Genomic DNA, 15,611 nt, shown 5'->3' with positions numbered 1-15,611 from the left:
TGGAACATTTTGTAAAAGCAGGTCAATGACCTGCTTTTTTTATACCATAAAAAAATAAATAGTACCTTCGAAGGTTTAAAAAAAATATCACCTATGACTAAAACAAAATATTTATCATGTAAGGATTATACCGTTACCGGTGAAAATTTTGATTTGGTATATGATGAGGATTACGACATGTTGATTACACATCCTCAACCAGACCCAGAAAAATTACCTGCGTATTATCAGAGCGATGAATATATTTCACATACCGATGCTGCCAAAACGATCTTGGATAAGCTTTACCAACGCGTTAAAAAAATAAACCTCAATAAAAAAGTTCAATACATTAATACGACCAATCCAAAGAAAGGGTTGCTACTTGATATAGGAGCGGGCACTGGTGACTTTTTACTTTATGCTCAAAAACTAGGTTGGGAGGTGCAAGGTATTGAACCCAATAAAAAGGCACGCATACTTGCAAAAGAAAAAGGCATAAGCATAGCCGAAAAACTCACCATTGAAAAAACAAAATACGATGTCATAACCATGTGGCATGTACTGGAACATGTTCCAAATTTGAAAGAACAAATACAACAACTATCAGCACTATTATCAGATGACGGAACCATCTTTATAGCAGTACCAAATTACAAATCATATGACGCAAAATACTATGAAGAACATTGGGCCGCATATGATGTTCCCAGACACCTTTGGCACTTTTCAAGAAAATCCATTTCAAAGCTTTTCAAGGAGCAAAATATGCGTGTAGTAAAAATCCTACCTATGGTTTTTGATTCCTTTTATGTTAGTCTGCTATCAGAAAAGTACAAAGGATCTAAAATGAGATTTATTAAAGCATTTACACGTGGAACTATTTCAAATCTTAAAGCTAAACAGACAGGTGAATACTCATCACTCATTTACGTGATAAAAAAAGCCCATTAAGCAATATTAGCCCTTTAGAGCGGTTTTCATTGCAAAACCTATACAAAGACCTTTATAAAATTTAATAATGTTATACACGCAAAATAAAAGGCCTGATTATTATAAGTAAATCTTATAGTTTGTTTAATATTGATAACAAATACAAATAGATAAATTTTTTATTGATATGACCACAACTTTTCTATTTTTGCTGTTCAACTGAAAGAAAAAAAGAAGACCGAAAAATTAGAATCAAATGAAAAAAATTATTTTAGGAATTATTGCAGCGACGAGTTTCGTTTCTTGTCAACAAGATAAAATTGCTTTTGTAGACAACACAAAAGTAATAAACGACTATCAAGAGAAAATTGATATCGAAACCAAGTTTAAAGGTAAGATCGAAATTTTCGATAAAAAAGCAGACAGTTTAGGAAGAGCATTCCAGGGAGAAGCACAAGCTTTTGAGGCTGAAGCTAAAAAACTATCTCAACAAGCTGCCCAGGAAAAATACAATGCTCTTTTACAGAAAAGACAAGCAATGGGGCAGCAGTTGCAAATGGAAGAACAACAACTATCTCAAGAGAGCCAAAAAGAAATAGATAGCTTAATAAAGAAAGTTAGAACGTTTGTAAAGGACTATGGAAAGAAAAACGGTTATACCTTTATCTTAGGTGCTAACGAAGCTGGTAGCGTACTATATGGCGCAGAATCTAAGGATATTACTGAAGAAGTGTTAAACGCTTTAAATGATAGTTACAAAAAGTAATTACAATCTTAACATTTTAGAAGCGCTGAGTCATCAGCGCTTTTTTTATTTTTCATAATTAAAAATACTTTATGAACTCGGTATTACAAATGCCATTTAACTATCTGGCCTCCAGTAAAAGTAAGCTAACCTACGTTATAACCTCTTCGTTATTTACCCAAGTATTCTTACTACTATTTCAGCCCTACGGACTGCATACCGAGATTATAAATCCTGAAAATACTACCCTAAGTATCATATTATTTTTCCAGGGCATTATGGTAAGTACCTTTTTGGGTTTATCATTATCCCAATTTATTTTACGCCCTCTGTTTAACTTCATACAGGTAAGTATAAAAAAGTATGCGTTATGGTTTCTTTTCGAAGCAGTACTGATAACAATGATGTATTTTGCATTATCATTCTTCATACCCGATTTAGGAAATGATTTTGAACGAGAATTAGACGTTCTTTTTCAACTTAAAAACATTTTCAGGGCGATAGTGCTTCTACTGTTCCCATTTATGTTTTGCATAGTTTACGAAAACATTCAGAACCTATCAAAGGAAATACGTGAACTGGAAAGTCAACTAATACATTACAAAAAAAATATTCGTAAAAACTTGTCTGTTGAAACACTAAATATCGAAGACGAAAATAAGAACACAGAATTGTCAATTAGGTTAGAACAGTTTCTTTATGCCGAAGCGAGTAATCAATATGTATTGATACATTACGTTTTAAATAACGAACTTAAAAAAAGAATCATCAGAACTCGTCTTAAAAACCTTGAAGAAAGCTTCGAAATGCTTCCAATAAAACGTTGCCATAGATCCTATCTTGTGAATCTTATGAACGTAAATTATTTACAAAAAAAAGGAAGCGCGTATGTAATAATTATTGAAAATATACAGAAAATAAGCATCCCCGTATCTAAATCATATTTGGCTCTAATCAAAGGAGAAATAAATTTATAAATCGTCCACTCCAAAATCTATATAATTCACTCCATTTTACAGTAAACATGCCCTATACCAGAGGAAAGCACTATTATTTTGCCATGTAAATAATTTAACATCAATCTGATAATAACATGCGAAAACTCTTTTATTTAATCATTATTTGTGCCAGCAACCATTTGTTAGCACAAGAATATACCCTTAGTGGTACTATTAAAGATGGTGAAAACGGAGAAACATTATTAGGGGCTAATTTGTTTCTACTAAACACAAACTACGGGGTTACAACAAACGAATATGGATTTTATTCCCTAACAGCTCCGGCAGGTAACTATACCCTGGTAGTTTCATATATAGGTTTTAAGGAAACTCAGATACCAATAATTCTCAATGCCAATAAAAAACTAAATTTCGAACTGGAGATTTCCTCAACTCAACTCAAGGAGGTTGAAGTGATAGCCAAAGAAACAGAAAACATAAGTTTACGTTCACCAAAACTTAGTGTTAGTAAACTGAACACAAAAACCATTAAACAAATACCAGCAGTGTTGGGTGAGGTAGATGTGTTAAAATCTATTCAGTTGCTTCCCGGTGTAACAAATAGCGGAGAAGGAACAGTAGGTTTTAATGTGCGGGGAGGCGCTGTTGATCAAAATCTGGTGTTATTAGATGAAGCCATCATATATAATACATCACATCTTTTTGGATTCTTTTCAGTCTTTAATGCGGATGCCATTAAAAATTTAAATCTCTACAAAGGAAACATCCCGTCACAGTATGGAGGAAGAGTATCTTCTGTTTTAGATATCTATCAAAAGGAAGGAAATAACAAGCGTTTTCAGCTTGATGGTGGGATAGGGCTTATCTCTAGCAGATTGACGGCACAAGGGCCTTTAAAAAGTGAAAAAAGCTCATTTCTCGTTGCCGGGCGAAGCTCATATGCACACCTCTTTTTAAAAGCCGCCGATCAGGATAATTTAGCTGGTTTTTATGATATAAACTTTAAAACCAATTATCAGTTAAATAAAAACAATAAACTGTTTTTATCAGGTTACTTTGGCAGGGATTTCTTAGAAATAAACAATGCTATTGAAAACAATTATGGTAATCTCTCAGGTAACTTGCGGTGGAATCATATCTTTAATGAAAAACTATTTGCCAACCTATCACTTATATACAGCAAATACGACTATCAGGTGGTGTTAGATTTTATAGGCTTAGACTGGGTTTCCAGCATAAATAATTATAACATTAAATACGATCTTAAATACTATGCTACTCCCAATGTGAAACTTAATTTTGGCTTGAGTAGTATTCATTATAACTTCGACACTGGCGAGGTTAAACCTACTGATGAAAACTCTGAAATAAATTATCTTAAACTAGATGAAAAAAGGGCTATGGAAAGTGCTGTATATGTCAGCGCCGACCACACCCTAGTCGAAAATCTAACCCTTTCATACGGACTACGAACAAGCTTTTTTAATCGTATGGGGGGTCAGACACTAACCAATTATGCTAACAATCAACCTGTTGTATACAATGAGGAACTGGAAATTTATGAAGAAGGCACTCCCGTTTCTGAAACACCCTATAAAAAGGGTGATCGTATTAAAAACTTCACCAATTTTGAACCCAGATTCGGACTCTCGTATCAACTTAATGAAGCTACAGCCATAAAGGCCGGTTATTCAAGAGCATCACAATACTTACACCTGATTTCGAATACCACCTCTGTCACCCCGGTAGATATATGGGCACCTAGTGGAAAGTATATAAAGCCACAAATGTCTAATCAATGGGCAATAGGATTATTTAAAGAAATTAATAACAATACCTATAGCTTTGAATTTGAGGCTTACTACAAAAACGTAAAGAATAGGATTGATTATATAGACGGATCAAATTTAATAGGAAATAATACCATAGAAACAGAAATACTAAATGGTAAATCGAGAGCATACGGTATAGAAATATTACTTAAAAAGAATCAAGGCCCTCTAACAGGATGGATCGCGTACACCCTTTCGAAATCTGAACAACAAACGCCAGGAGGCAGTGCAGGTGGACCAGGTATAAATAATGGCCAATGGTATTATACCGGATACGACAGAACACATGATATTTCGATAACAACTAATTACAAGCTAAGTGATAAATGGAGTTTTGGAACGAACTTTATTTTTCAAACAGGACGTCCGGTAACATATCCGAATAGCCAATACCAATACGAAGGCTTATCGATTGCCAATTACGGACTTAGAAATAAAAATCGACTACCATCATATCACAGGGTTGATATCTCCGCAACCTATATTCCAAACAGAAAACCAGCAAAAAGATGGAAAGGTGAATGGGTGTTCGGCATTTACAACATCTATAATCGCAAAAATGCCGCTTCTATCACCTTTGGTCAGAACAGAAAGAACGGAGCCAATGAAGCCACCAGGACAGCAATCTTTGGTATTGTACCTTCAGTTACTTATAATTTTAAATTTTAAAGCAGAATTCTAATGAAATCGATATATAAAATACTTATGAATATGGTTCTTGTGATTATAGTATTAACCGCTTGCACAGACGTAATCGAGGTCGAGGTACCCGAGGCAAAACCCAAATTAGTAGTGGAGGCTTCAATTGATTGGGAAAAAGGGACGGCAGGTAATCAACAAACAATACTATTGAGTACCACTACTCCTTATTTTGCAGAAAATAAATTTGAACCTGTTATTGGTGCCTCTGTAACATTGACAAAGAATAACACAAATCAAACCATTACATTTACCGATAATAACGACGGTTCCTATAGTACAACTGAATTTACACCTGAACTAGATACGTCATACACCCTGGAAATTATGAATCAAAATGAGGTTTATACCGCAACCGAAACGATGACAAAAGGAATTGATATTACATCTATATACCAGAGCAAAGAAGGGGGGTTTGACGATGAGCATTTAGAAGTCAACATTAGCTTTCAAGATCCGGAAGATGAAACAAACTATTACCTCATAAAATACCTGGAAGAAGGCGATTTATTTCCGGTATTAGAGGTTGATAATGATGAATTTTCTAATGGAAATTTGAAAAATGATTTCTTTGAAAAAGAAGATGATGAAGATATCAACCAGCAGCCATTCGTTCCTGGAGATAAAGTCTTTATTTCCTTATACGGAATCTCCAAACGTTATTATAATTACATGGCTATCCTTATCGAACAAAGCGAAGTAGGAGGAGATCCATTTTCAGCTATACCCACTACCTTACAAGGAAACGTTATAAATAACACGAATCCCAAAAATAATGCACTTGGTTATTTCAGACTTACCCAGGTAAGTAAAGCAACCTATACCTTTAACTAAGAAAGTTATAAAAAAAGCGGCTTTAAAGCCGCTTTTTTATTTTGATAACATATATACTGTAAAAATCGCTACCATAAAGTAAATCGCTATGGTGCGAGCTCCGTCATAGTCCTTGGCTACCCGCTGCCCAAATAACAAGGCCAACAATGCAATACAAGAAATCACAGCGCCCCATAAGGCATAAACCGGATCATTATTGCTCATAAGTTCAACAATACCCCAAATACATAATACTGCTGCAATTAATTCTATTACAAGAATAGCAAAAACAGATAAAGGAACGAGGTTTTTAAACATCGTATTTGCAAAATGTTCTTTCAACCAACTCACATTTCCTTTCCAATCTGCAATTTTATCATAACCACTTTGTCCGAAAGTGATAATTAAAAATAATAACAATAAAATCTCGGTAATATTAGTAGTTAGGTTATGCATAAATAATTGTGTTAAAGGTTTATTTCTTATGTAATAATCGGGTTAGTTTGATACTAAGGTCCGTAAAAATGATCTTGGCATTACCATTCCTCTCTATATGATAGATCGCATCTTGTATTTCCTTCGAAATTTCCACGATGTTACTTCCATTTACAAAAGGGGCAAACTTCTCCAGTTTAAAGCCTTCAGTTTCCATTTCCATATACACCAATGAATCGGCCTTATAGTTCAATAACAAGGCTTGTCTGAATACATCGAGGCAATAACCCAGAAATTTCTTTTGGGTTTCCCGACCCGTTTTGGCAACCTCCTCACTCCAGTTTATAAGATCGTGAATTACCTTCTTATTTCCCTTAGCACGAAATGCGCTCCTTACCCAGGCTACAAACCAACGTTCAAAGACTAAATCTTCAGAATCCCTGTTCATTAAATCAATAGCCTTGTTAAAGTTACCGTTGGCGCGGTGTGCAATTTTAACGGCCTCATTACTATTCATATTCCTACGTTCCAGTGCTTCGACAATATCCTTCTCTGCCAACGGTGGAAAATGCAATATTTGGCAACGAGATTTAATGGTTTGTATGATCTGCTCCTCATCCTCAGCAATCAGTAAAAAAACCGTTTTATTAGGTGGTTCTTCAATAAGTTTTAATAGCTTATTTGAAGCAGATGTATTCAACTTATCCGCCATCCAGATAATCATCACCTTATAACCTCCTTCAAATGACTTCAGAGAAAGTGATTTTACAATATCCTGCGCTTCATCAACACCAATTTGACCTTGCTTATTTTCAATTCCCAACACCTGATACCAATCAAATAAATTACCATAGGGTTGTTCTTTTACAAAAGATCGCCACTCCTCCAGAAAATGATTACTTACCGGATGTTGCTTTATCTTGCTGGTGGTTGCCACCGGAAATGCAAAATGTAGATCAGGATGGGTTAACGCATTAAACTTAGCATTACACGCAGCATTTCCACTGTCATTTTCTCCATCCTTATTACCGCATAAAATATATTGAGCAAAGGCAATTGCCAATGGTAAGGTTCCGGAACCTTCCGGACCTATAAACAATTGTGCGTGAGGAATACGACCATTATCAGCACTGAACACTAAATGCTTTTTAATATGAGACTGTCCTAATATTTCAGAAAATAACATGTAATATTGATAAACTAGAATACAGCAAAGATGAAGAATTTTATAAGAATAGAATAATGCTATAAAACTTTTTGAAAACGATTTCGGTCCATAAAATGTATTAACCAGTTGTTTATTACAACAAATAACTCCAATATTTAACGATTTATAAAGAATTCTAATTTCTCTACAAACAATAAATAACTACCTTTGGGCTTCAATAACATTATGTGTATGAAGACAATTGACAATTTTAACTTTTCAGGTAAAAAGGCTCTTATAAGAGTAGATTTTAATGTTCCTTTAAATGCTGATTTTAATGTAACGGATACCACTAGAATAGAAGCAGCTAAACCTACAATCATAAAGGTTTTAGAAGATGGCGGAAGCGCTGTTTTAATGAGTCATTTAGGACGTCCGAAAGGACAGGTAAACCCGGATATGTCTATGACCCATATCGTTAACACTGTTTCTGAAATTCTGGGTGTAAAAGTAAAATTTGTTGAAGATTGTGTTGGGCAAAAAGCTGAAGAAGCACTTGCTAATCTAAAATCAGGTGAAATCCTTTTGTTGGAAAACCTGCGTTTTCATGCTGAAGAAGAAAAAGGTGATAAAGATTTTGCCGCTCAACTTTCGAAACTAGGTGATATTTATATTAACGATGCTTTCGGAACAGCACACAGAGCACACGCATCTACTGCTATTATAGCTCAGTTTTTTGATGATAATAAATGCTTTGGATATCTAATGGCTAAGGAAATAGAAGCTATCGACAAGGTATTACAAAGTGGTGAAAAACCAATTACAGCTATTCTTGGAGGTGCAAAAGTATCTTCGAAAATTACCATTATAGAAAACATTTTAGATAAAGTAGATCATTTAATAATCGGCGGTGGTATGACCTATACTTTCGTGAAAGCTCAGGGAGGTAAAATCGGTGATTCTATTTGTGAAGATGATAAACAAGAACTTGCCTTAAACATATTAGCCGAAGCTAAAAAGAAAGGGGTAGAAGTACATATTCCTGTCGATGTAATTGCTGCAGATGACTTTAGTAATACCGCTAACACTCAAACGGTAGACGTAGATAAAATCCCGGATGGATGGCAAGGACTGGATGCCGGACCGCTTACCCTGGAAAACTTTAAAAAGGTTATCTATCAATCGAAAACTATTCTTTGGAATGGTCCTGTAGGAGTATTTGAGATGGAAAACTTTTCTAAAGGAACAATCGCCATTGGTAATTTTATAGACGAAGCCACAAAGAATGGAGCTTTTTCATTAGTTGGTGGAGGAGATTCAGTTGCTGCAGTTAAACAATTTGGTTTTGAAGATAAAGTAAGTTATGTATCTACCGGTGGTGGGGCCATGCTTGAAAGTTTAGAAGGTAAAAAATTACCTGGTATAGCGGCTATTCTAGATTAAGGATACCACAAATTCGTATAAAAAAAGCGATATCAAATCTGATATCGCTTTTTTATTAAAGCCACTATAAAGGCTACTTTACGTGTATTTTAACATTTCTAAACGGTTAAATAACCAAAAAAATACGATTTTTGGCGAATTCGTGTTATTTTCTAAATAAATTAATTTGATGATGAAAAGGATTTTGATACTGATAACCTTCATTGTTCCGTTTTTAACGGCTGCTCAGCTACCTGCAAAACCAGAACAATCGAACGATTCAATCATAAAGAATCAGCAAGAAATTACCATCGAAACTTCAAAAGATTCTATTTCTAACGATCTCAAAAAACTATTAAAAGCAGAAGGTCGATACAATCTCAAAGATAATGAGATGGCGGCTAAATATGATAGTTTGTGGTTACAGGAACTCTATGAATCTGAACTTTTTGACACCCTTTATAACGACATAACAAGTTTAGATTATGAAGAGGTAGAATATCAGGAGCTTCCTACCGATACCCTTAAAAAGCGATTAGAGAAATTAAATCAAAAAACACCATTTAATGTTGCGTACAATCCATCATTAGAAAGTGTTATTAAAATGTTCCTGAAAAACAGGAGGGGCTTCGTTCAACGAATGATCAATAAAAGTAGTTTCTACTTTCCAATGTTCGAAGAAGAATTAGATCGTAATGATATTCCGTTAGAAATGAAATATCTGGCAGTTATAGAATCAGCATTGAATCCTAAAGCCAGATCCAGGGTTGGTGCAACAGGTCTATGGCAATTTATGTTTCAAACGGGTAGAATGTATGGCTTAGAAGTTAATAGCTATGTAGATGAAAGAAGAGATCCTATTCAATCGACCCAGGCAGCTTCTAAATATCTGTCAAAACTGTATGATATCTTTGGTGACTGGGACCTGGCACTGGCAGCATATAATTCAGGTCCGGGTAATGTATCCAAGGCGATAAGACGAAGTGGTGGTTACGAAAATTATTGGAATCTACGACCATTTTTACCAAGAGAGACCGCCGGATATGTTCCTGCATTTTTAACTATGATGTATATTTTTGAATATGCTGAAGAACATGGCTTTAAAACAGATCCAAGAGGAGAAGTAGCCTACTTTGAAACCGATACGATTCAGGTTAAAAAAATGATCACCTTTGATCAGATTTCAGAACTGATAAACATAGATGTTGAAGAAGTTCAATTCTTCAATCCCTCATATAAAATAGATGTTATTCCTTATATCGAAGACGAGGTACATATCTTAAGACTGCCTAATAAGGATATTGGCAGATTTGTAGCCAATGAAGCTGCAATCTATAAACATATTGATGAAGAACTAGCCAAAAAAGAGAAACCGCTTCCTCAACTCTTTAAAATGGATTCTCAGGTTACTCACAGAGTAAGAAGTGGAGATGTATTAGGTAAAATAGCCGAACGTTACGGCGTACGGGTTAGTGATATAAAAAGATGGAATGGCCTTAGAGGTAATACCATACGAATTGGTCAACGTTTAAAAATTTATCCTAAAAAACCTGTTGCAGTTAAGAAGTCATCTGGCAGCTCAAGTACTGTAAACACTAAGGGTTTAAAAGAATACGTGGTTCGAAGTGGTGACACACTATGGGGTATTGCAAATAAATTTCCTGGAATTTCTGTTAAAAACTTACAAGAATGGAACGATATTAGCGGTAGAAGTTTAAAACCTGGCATGAAAATTAAATTATGCAAATGTTAGAAACACAGCTAAATCAAAAATAAAATGAAAAAAATTCTTGTTTTAATAACCCTTGGTGTGCTTATTTTCTCTTGTAATGAGAAGGATTCGAAAAGAGTTTTACCTAATTCAGTAGGTGCTATAAATACACTATCTGTGGTTATCGACAATAACCTTTGGAATGGTAAGGTAGGGGATGAGATCAGAGATCATTTTGCTGCACCGGTAGATGGATTACCTTGGGAAGAGCCACTTTTTACCATTCATCAGATGCCTCCTGAAGTCTTTACCGATTTTGCTCGTAATAGTCGTAACATTCTTTATGTAGCTCAAGATTCTTCTAATGTAGCAGCTATTAAAGACGATGTATACGCAAGACCACAAAAGGTAGCCTTTATTAAAGGAAGTACAGCAGAAAGCCTGATAGAAGCTATCAAGGCCAATTCTGATGAAATTATAAGTACCTTCAAAAAACATGACATCAAAGAAACTCAAAACAGGTTTAAACTGTCCCTGAATAAGGAGAATGAATTAAAGAATAAGTTAGGAGTTTCATTAACGATGCCTTCTGTTTATAAGATCGTAAAAGAAGATCATAATTTCTTTTGGATCGAAAGACAAATTCCGAAAGGAACCATGAACATTATCGTTTATGAAATGCCTAAAGATTATTATCCCACAGATAGTACCCGTGTAGATCAAATTATTAAAATGAGAGATTCTATCGGTAAAAAATATGTTCCTGGAAGAAATCCGGAAACGATGTGGATGGTAACTGAGAAAGCCTATGCGCCTTATATCTTTGATTCCAATATTAATGGATACGAAGCCATTGAAACAAAAGGTATGTGGGAGGTTAAAAACTTCTTTATGGCAGGTCCGTTTATAAATTATATCGTAAAGGATCCTATTAACGACCGTACATTGGTTCTTGAAGGATTTACCTTTGCCCCTTCAACCGATAAACGCGATTATATGTTTCAGTTAGAATCTATACTGAAAACACTTAGAATAGAAAAGAAGAATACTATATAAACAAAAAAAACCTCGCTAATAGCGAGGTTTTTTTTTATTGATAACTTATTTCTTTTCTTCAATCTGGTTATCTTCATCTTCATTTTTAGTGGCATCTTTAAATTCTTTTATACCACTACCAAGGCCTCTCATTAATTCTGGTATTTTCTTTCCACCAAATAATAATAGCACTAGAACAACGATAATTGCAATTTGCCATGGGCCAATCATTCCTAGAAAAATATGTAATCCAAACATTTGATTCTTAATTTTATTGAAACAAAGGTAATAAGAAAACTTTAATACCCACGTTATTTCATAAGTTTATATTATAAATATTCCAATTAAAAGTGTGATGAAATTCACTTATATAAAAGAAACTACACTATAAACATAACTACAATTTATAGGGATTTCAGAATATTTTAGGATAAATAAAAAGTTTAAAAACTATATTTGTTTTTCCATGGAGAAAAAGAAAAGTAAAAGAAAGCAATTAAAGAAAAAGTTACTGCATAAATACAGGTTAGTAGTTTTAAATGAAGATACGTTCGAAGAACGCTTTTCTCTTAAACTCAACAGGCTGAATGTATTTGTAATAGGCACCCTATTCGCTATTTTCCTCATTGCTATTACTACGGTACTTATTGCTTTTACTCCATTGAGGGAATACATACCAGGATATGCCTCTACCGCACTTAAGCAGAAAGCCACCAGACTAGCCTATGAAGTAGATTCACTGGAAACTAAATTAGCAACCAATGAATTGTATTTTGATAGAATTCAACAGGTTTTAAGAGGTGATATCAAAATGGAAAAGATGGATAAAGATTCCCTCTTTGACGAATTTAAGAAGGATACTACCCAGTTAAATCTACTTCCTAATAAACAAGATTCTTTACTACGTGCCGAAGTAGCACATGAAGACAAATACAATGTCTTTGAAACAGCATCATCCAGCATGGATTTTGTGTTGTTTCCCCCTATAAAAGGAACCATTACCAATACCTACAACGCAAAAGAAAAGCATTTTGCGGTAGATATTGTTGCCCCCGAGGGAAGTCCTGTTAAATCGGTTGCAGATGGTACGGTAATATTTTCAGAATGGACTGCAGAAACAGGGCATGTCATAATCATTGAACATGGTTATGGCCTTATATCTGTCTATAAACACAACGCTTCATTAACTAAAAAGCAAGGAGATTTAGTTAAATCAGGTGAAGTCATTGCCAATGTTGGCAATACCGGAGAACTCACTACCGGTCCGCATTTACATTTTGAATTGTGGAGTGAGGGTAACCCGGTAAACCCAGAAGAGTATATTGATTTTGAATAAATACCTATGTCGATAAAAGCATTTGCTGCGAGAATATTTGCCAGAAACGTTTATAAAAAAATACAAAAATGGGCTCAACATCCGGTTGAAGCTCAGGAAAAGGTATTTCAGGAATTAATAGCCAGTGCTGCAGGGACAGCTTTTGGTAAAGATCATGACTTTATAAGTATTAACAATCATGAAGACTTTCTTCAGCGCGTTCCTATAAGAGACTACGAAGCTTTAAGATCGTATGTTGATAAAGTTGTAGAAGGGAAAGAAGATATTCTTTGGCCTGGTAAACCCCTCTATTTTGCCAAAACCTCAGGAACCACCTCCGGAGCTAAATACATTCCAATTACAAAAGCATCCATGCCATATCATATAGAAGCAGCCAGAAATGCTATTCTATGTTACATTCATGAAACTAAAAATGCAGCTTTTGTCGATGGTAAAATGATCTTTTTACAAGGGAGCCCGGTTCTTAATGAAAAGCATGGTATAAAACTCGGTCGCCTTTCAGGAATCGTGGCACATTATATTCCGAAGTATCTCCAAAAAAACAGAATGCCCACTTGGGAAACCAATTGTATTGAGGATTGGGAAACAAAAGTAGATGCCATTGTAGAAGAAACCATAAAGGAAGATATGACTGTGATTAGCGGTATACCTTCATGGGTACAAATGTATTTTGAACGCTTACATGATAAAACCAATAAAAAAGTAGGTGATATTTTTAAAAACTTTCAGTTGTTTATTTACGGCGGTGTTAATTACGAACCCTACAGATCTAAATTTGAAAATCTTATTGGCAGAAAAGTAGATAGTATTGAATTATTTCCGGCAAGTGAAGGATTTTTTGCATATCAGGATTCACAAAAAGAAAACGGTATGCTGCTACTTTTGGATGCCGGTATTTTTTATGAATTTGTAAAAGCCGATGAATTCTTTGATGAGAATCCAAAACGTCTTACCATTAAAGATGTTGAGGTTGGTGTTAATTATGTAATGATCATCTCTACGAATGCCGGACTCTGGGCATACAATCTAGGAGATACTATTCAATTCACTTCGACAGACCCATATCGCATTATCGTTAGCGGACGTATTAAACACTTTATTTCTGCCTTTGGTGAACATGTTATTGCCAAGGAAGTAGAAGAGGCCTTAAATGAAGCGATAAAAGCTTCTAATGCCTCAATAAATGAATTTACGGTGGCACCTCAGATCAATCCGGAAGGTGATGAATTACCCTACCATGAATGGTTTATAGAATTTGAAGAAGAACCTCAGGATCTCGCATCCTTTGCTCAAACAATAGATGCGTCATTACAACAACAAAATAGTTATTATTACGATCTAATTCAAGGTAGGATATTGCAAACCTTAAAAATAAGTAAAATCGAAAATGGCGGTTTTACCTCGTATATGAAATCAATTGGTAAACTCGGAGGACAAAATAAAATTCAAAGGTTATCTAACGATCGAAAATTAGCAGAAGGTTTAAAAGATTTTGTTATTCGCTAAACCTCTTCAATAACCGAAGTCCCTTCAGATAAATCGCCCGAAGTCCACTGCCAGGTCTCATGAAGCCTTATTTTTCCATTAGGCATTAATTCAGGTATTGAATGGCATTGACCAGTCAGTAATTCACCCTGTTTATTTATCTGATGATACTTCATGGTGATACTACTATCTTCATGTACAATTCCCAATAAATGTCCATAAACAATACGACCTCCTTTATAAACAGAAGTTAAAATATTGCCCTCCTGCTGATAACGAAATTCAGTTTCAGAAGAGGTTTCGCCGTTATCGGAATTACGAACAGTTTTAAAAATTTTATTATGGTAGTTAATCATCGGTTTCGTATGTCTTCTATAGCATCCTTGAGTTTTTCCTTTTCATTCGGAAAGAAACCCTGAATGATTAAAGCAAATCCAAAAAACATCAAGACAATACTAATCACCCGTTTAATCTTAAATATCCGGTAAGGAGTAAGCTTACTTTTTAATTGCTTAGCAAGTAAAATTTTAATACAGTCAACCAATAAATAGGTCACAAGGATGGTTGCTATAAAAACAAAAATCCTATTTGGATTCATATCTAATTTAGGTCCGAAAACAATAATAACTCCCAACCAAAACCCAAGTACACCAATATTAATAAAATTGAGCACAAAACCTTTTAACGCCAGATTCAGGTAATTCTTTTTGGGTAAGAAATCTTCCAGTTCATCATCCTTAACTCTTCGATAATTACGTCTGTTTCTTATAAAAGAGATAACTCCATAAACCAATAGAATAAGTCCACCGAATATAAACAATGCCGGTTCATCCTTAAGACGCTCTAAAATTTTATTGGTACTGAAATAAGCAATCAGAATAAAGAATATATCCCCTAATACCACACCAACATCTAAAGCCAAACCAGCTCTGAATCCCTTTAATGCACTGGTTTCTAACAAAACAAAAAATACCGGTCCTATGGTAAATGCTAATAATATACCCCACGGAATGGCAGAAAGAATGTCTTGAGTCATTTAGAAACGGTTAAAAAATGTAATAATTAAGGTTTACATTTTCA

Annotated in this window: 15 protein-coding genes; 10 read left to right on the top strand and 5 right to left on the bottom strand. The window is 34.7% G+C overall.

Going from position 1 to position 15,611, the window contains the following annotated elements; all coding sequences use genetic code 11:
- Positions 1-93: 93 nt before the first annotated feature.
- The 5 genes from P278_RS13980 to P278_RS13960 all read left to right on the top strand — a co-directional run bounded on the left by P278_RS13980 (position 94) and on the right by P278_RS13960 (position 5,981).
- Positions 94-933: a class I SAM-dependent methyltransferase gene (locus P278_RS13980; protein WP_038268229.1), complete on the top strand. Its 840-nt coding sequence runs from the start codon at positions 94-96 to the stop codon at positions 931-933.
- Positions 934-1,168: 235 nt separating this feature from the next.
- Positions 1,169-1,678, top strand: coding sequence for an OmpH family outer membrane protein (locus P278_RS13975; protein WP_038268226.1), 510 nt, complete (start codon positions 1,169-1,171; stop codon positions 1,676-1,678).
- Positions 1,679-1,749: 71 nt separating this feature from the next.
- Positions 1,750-2,634, top strand: a complete 885-nt coding sequence (locus P278_RS13970; protein WP_051413589.1) for a LytTR family DNA-binding domain-containing protein — start codon at positions 1,750-1,752, stop codon at positions 2,632-2,634.
- Between the two features lie 116 nt (positions 2,635-2,750).
- Complete coding sequence (locus tag P278_RS13965; protein ID WP_038268223.1) at positions 2,751-5,117, top strand: TonB-dependent receptor; 2,367 nt, start codon at positions 2,751-2,753, stop codon at positions 5,115-5,117.
- A gap of 12 nt (positions 5,118-5,129) precedes the next feature.
- Entirely contained in the window at positions 5,130-5,981 is an 852-nt protein-coding gene (locus tag P278_RS13960) for a DUF4249 domain-containing protein (RefSeq protein ID WP_038268220.1), read from the top strand.
- A gap of 36 nt (positions 5,982-6,017) precedes the next feature.
- Here P278_RS13960 and P278_RS13955 read toward each other — a convergent pair whose 3' ends face one another.
- Both P278_RS13955 and P278_RS13950 read right to left on the bottom strand, forming a co-directional pair.
- Positions 6,018-6,416, bottom strand: coding sequence for a hypothetical protein (locus tag P278_RS13955; RefSeq protein ID WP_038268217.1), 399 nt, complete (start codon positions 6,414-6,416; stop codon positions 6,018-6,020).
- A 19-nt stretch (positions 6,417-6,435) separates the two neighbouring features.
- Positions 6,436-7,581: a DNA polymerase III subunit gene (locus P278_RS13950; RefSeq protein ID WP_038268214.1), complete on the bottom strand. Its 1,146-nt coding sequence runs from the start codon at positions 7,579-7,581 to the stop codon at positions 6,436-6,438.
- A gap of 213 nt (positions 7,582-7,794) precedes the next feature.
- On the opposite strand from P278_RS13950, the gene P278_RS13945 reads away from it, so the two are divergent.
- From P278_RS13945 to P278_RS13935, 3 genes are all read left to right on the top strand, one after another.
- Positions 7,795-8,985, top strand: coding sequence for a phosphoglycerate kinase (locus P278_RS13945; protein WP_038268211.1), 1,191 nt, complete (start codon positions 7,795-7,797; stop codon positions 8,983-8,985).
- A 169-nt stretch (positions 8,986-9,154) separates the two neighbouring features.
- Positions 9,155-10,717 (top strand): LysM peptidoglycan-binding domain-containing protein, encoded by a 1,563-nt coding sequence (locus P278_RS13940; protein ID WP_038268208.1) that lies wholly within the window; start codon positions 9,155-9,157, stop codon positions 10,715-10,717.
- Between the two features lie 24 nt (positions 10,718-10,741).
- Complete coding sequence (locus tag P278_RS13935) at positions 10,742-11,731, top strand: DUF4837 family protein (protein WP_038268205.1); 990 nt, start codon at positions 10,742-10,744, stop codon at positions 11,729-11,731.
- Between the two features lie 45 nt (positions 11,732-11,776).
- Here the strand turns inward: P278_RS13935 and P278_RS13930 are convergent, their stop codons facing one another.
- Entirely contained in the window at positions 11,777-11,968 is a 192-nt protein-coding gene (locus P278_RS13930; RefSeq protein WP_038268202.1) for a twin-arginine translocase TatA/TatE family subunit, read from the bottom strand.
- Between the two features lie 208 nt (positions 11,969-12,176).
- On the opposite strand from P278_RS13930, the gene P278_RS13925 reads away from it, so the two are divergent.
- Together P278_RS13925 and P278_RS13920 are read left to right on the top strand one after the other, a co-directional pair.
- Positions 12,177-13,046: a M23 family metallopeptidase gene (locus P278_RS13925; protein WP_038268199.1), complete on the top strand. Its 870-nt coding sequence runs from the start codon at positions 12,177-12,179 to the stop codon at positions 13,044-13,046.
- 6 nt (positions 13,047-13,052) lie between these two features.
- Positions 13,053-14,552 (top strand): GH3 auxin-responsive promoter family protein, encoded by a 1,500-nt coding sequence (locus tag P278_RS13920; protein WP_038268196.1) that lies wholly within the window; start codon positions 13,053-13,055, stop codon positions 14,550-14,552.
- On the opposite strand, the gene P278_RS13915 is transcribed toward P278_RS13920, so the two are convergent.
- Together P278_RS13915 and P278_RS13910 are read right to left on the bottom strand one after the other, a co-directional pair.
- Positions 14,549-14,887 (bottom strand): hypothetical protein, encoded by a 339-nt coding sequence (locus P278_RS13915; RefSeq protein ID WP_038268193.1) that lies wholly within the window; start codon positions 14,885-14,887, stop codon positions 14,549-14,551. The genes P278_RS13920 and P278_RS13915 overlap by 4 nt on opposite strands.
- Positions 14,884-15,567, bottom strand: a complete 684-nt coding sequence (locus P278_RS13910) for a LysE family translocator (protein WP_038268190.1) — start codon at positions 15,565-15,567, stop codon at positions 14,884-14,886. The genes P278_RS13915 and P278_RS13910 overlap by 4 nt, the downstream gene beginning before the upstream one ends.
- Positions 15,568-15,611: the final 44 nt, after the last annotated feature.

This window comes from Zhouia amylolytica AD3, from assembly GCF_000511935.2.
GTDB lineage: Bacteria > Bacteroidota > Bacteroidia > Flavobacteriales > Flavobacteriaceae > Zhouia > Zhouia amylolytica.
The sequence above is the reverse complement of the archived record's forward strand: the minus strand, read 5'-3'. Positions and strand labels throughout refer to the sequence as shown.

Excerpts from the sequence above, each read along its gene's own strand:
- P278_RS13920 (WP_038268196.1), top strand. The coding sequence starts at position 13,053 with ATGTCGATAAAAGCATTTGCTGCGAGAATATTTGCCAGAAACGTTTAT.
- P278_RS13930 (WP_038268202.1), bottom strand. The coding sequence starts at position 11,968 with ATGTTTGGATTACATATTTTTCTAGGAATGATTGGCCCATGGCAAATT.
- P278_RS13975 (WP_038268226.1), top strand. The coding sequence starts at position 1,169 with ATGAAAAAAATTATTTTAGGAATTATTGCAGCGACGAGTTTCGTTTCT.
- P278_RS13955 (WP_038268217.1), bottom strand. The coding sequence starts at position 6,416 with ATGCATAACCTAACTACTAATATTACCGAGATTTTATTGTTATTATTT.
- P278_RS13945 (WP_038268211.1), top strand. The coding sequence starts at position 7,795 with ATGAAGACAATTGACAATTTTAACTTTTCAGGTAAAAAGGCTCTTATA.
- P278_RS13910 (WP_038268190.1), bottom strand. The coding sequence starts at position 15,567 with ATGACTCAAGACATTCTTTCTGCCATTCCGTGGGGTATATTATTAGCA.
- P278_RS13950 (WP_038268214.1), bottom strand. The coding sequence starts at position 7,581 with ATGTTATTTTCTGAAATATTAGGACAGTCTCATATTAAAAAGCATTTA.
- P278_RS13925 (WP_038268199.1), top strand. The coding sequence starts at position 12,177 with ATGGAGAAAAAGAAAAGTAAAAGAAAGCAATTAAAGAAAAAGTTACTG.
- P278_RS13915 (WP_038268193.1), bottom strand. The coding sequence starts at position 14,887 with ATGATTAACTACCATAATAAAATTTTTAAAACTGTTCGTAATTCCGAT.
- P278_RS13940 (WP_038268208.1), top strand. The coding sequence starts at position 9,155 with ATGATGAAAAGGATTTTGATACTGATAACCTTCATTGTTCCGTTTTTA.
- P278_RS13970 (WP_051413589.1), top strand. The coding sequence starts at position 1,750 with ATGAACTCGGTATTACAAATGCCATTTAACTATCTGGCCTCCAGTAAA.
- P278_RS13935 (WP_038268205.1), top strand. The coding sequence starts at position 10,742 with ATGAAAAAAATTCTTGTTTTAATAACCCTTGGTGTGCTTATTTTCTCT.
- P278_RS13980 (WP_038268229.1), top strand. The coding sequence starts at position 94 with ATGACTAAAACAAAATATTTATCATGTAAGGATTATACCGTTACCGGT.
- P278_RS13960 (WP_038268220.1), top strand. The coding sequence starts at position 5,130 with ATGAAATCGATATATAAAATACTTATGAATATGGTTCTTGTGATTATA.
- P278_RS13965 (WP_038268223.1), top strand. The coding sequence starts at position 2,751 with ATGCGAAAACTCTTTTATTTAATCATTATTTGTGCCAGCAACCATTTG.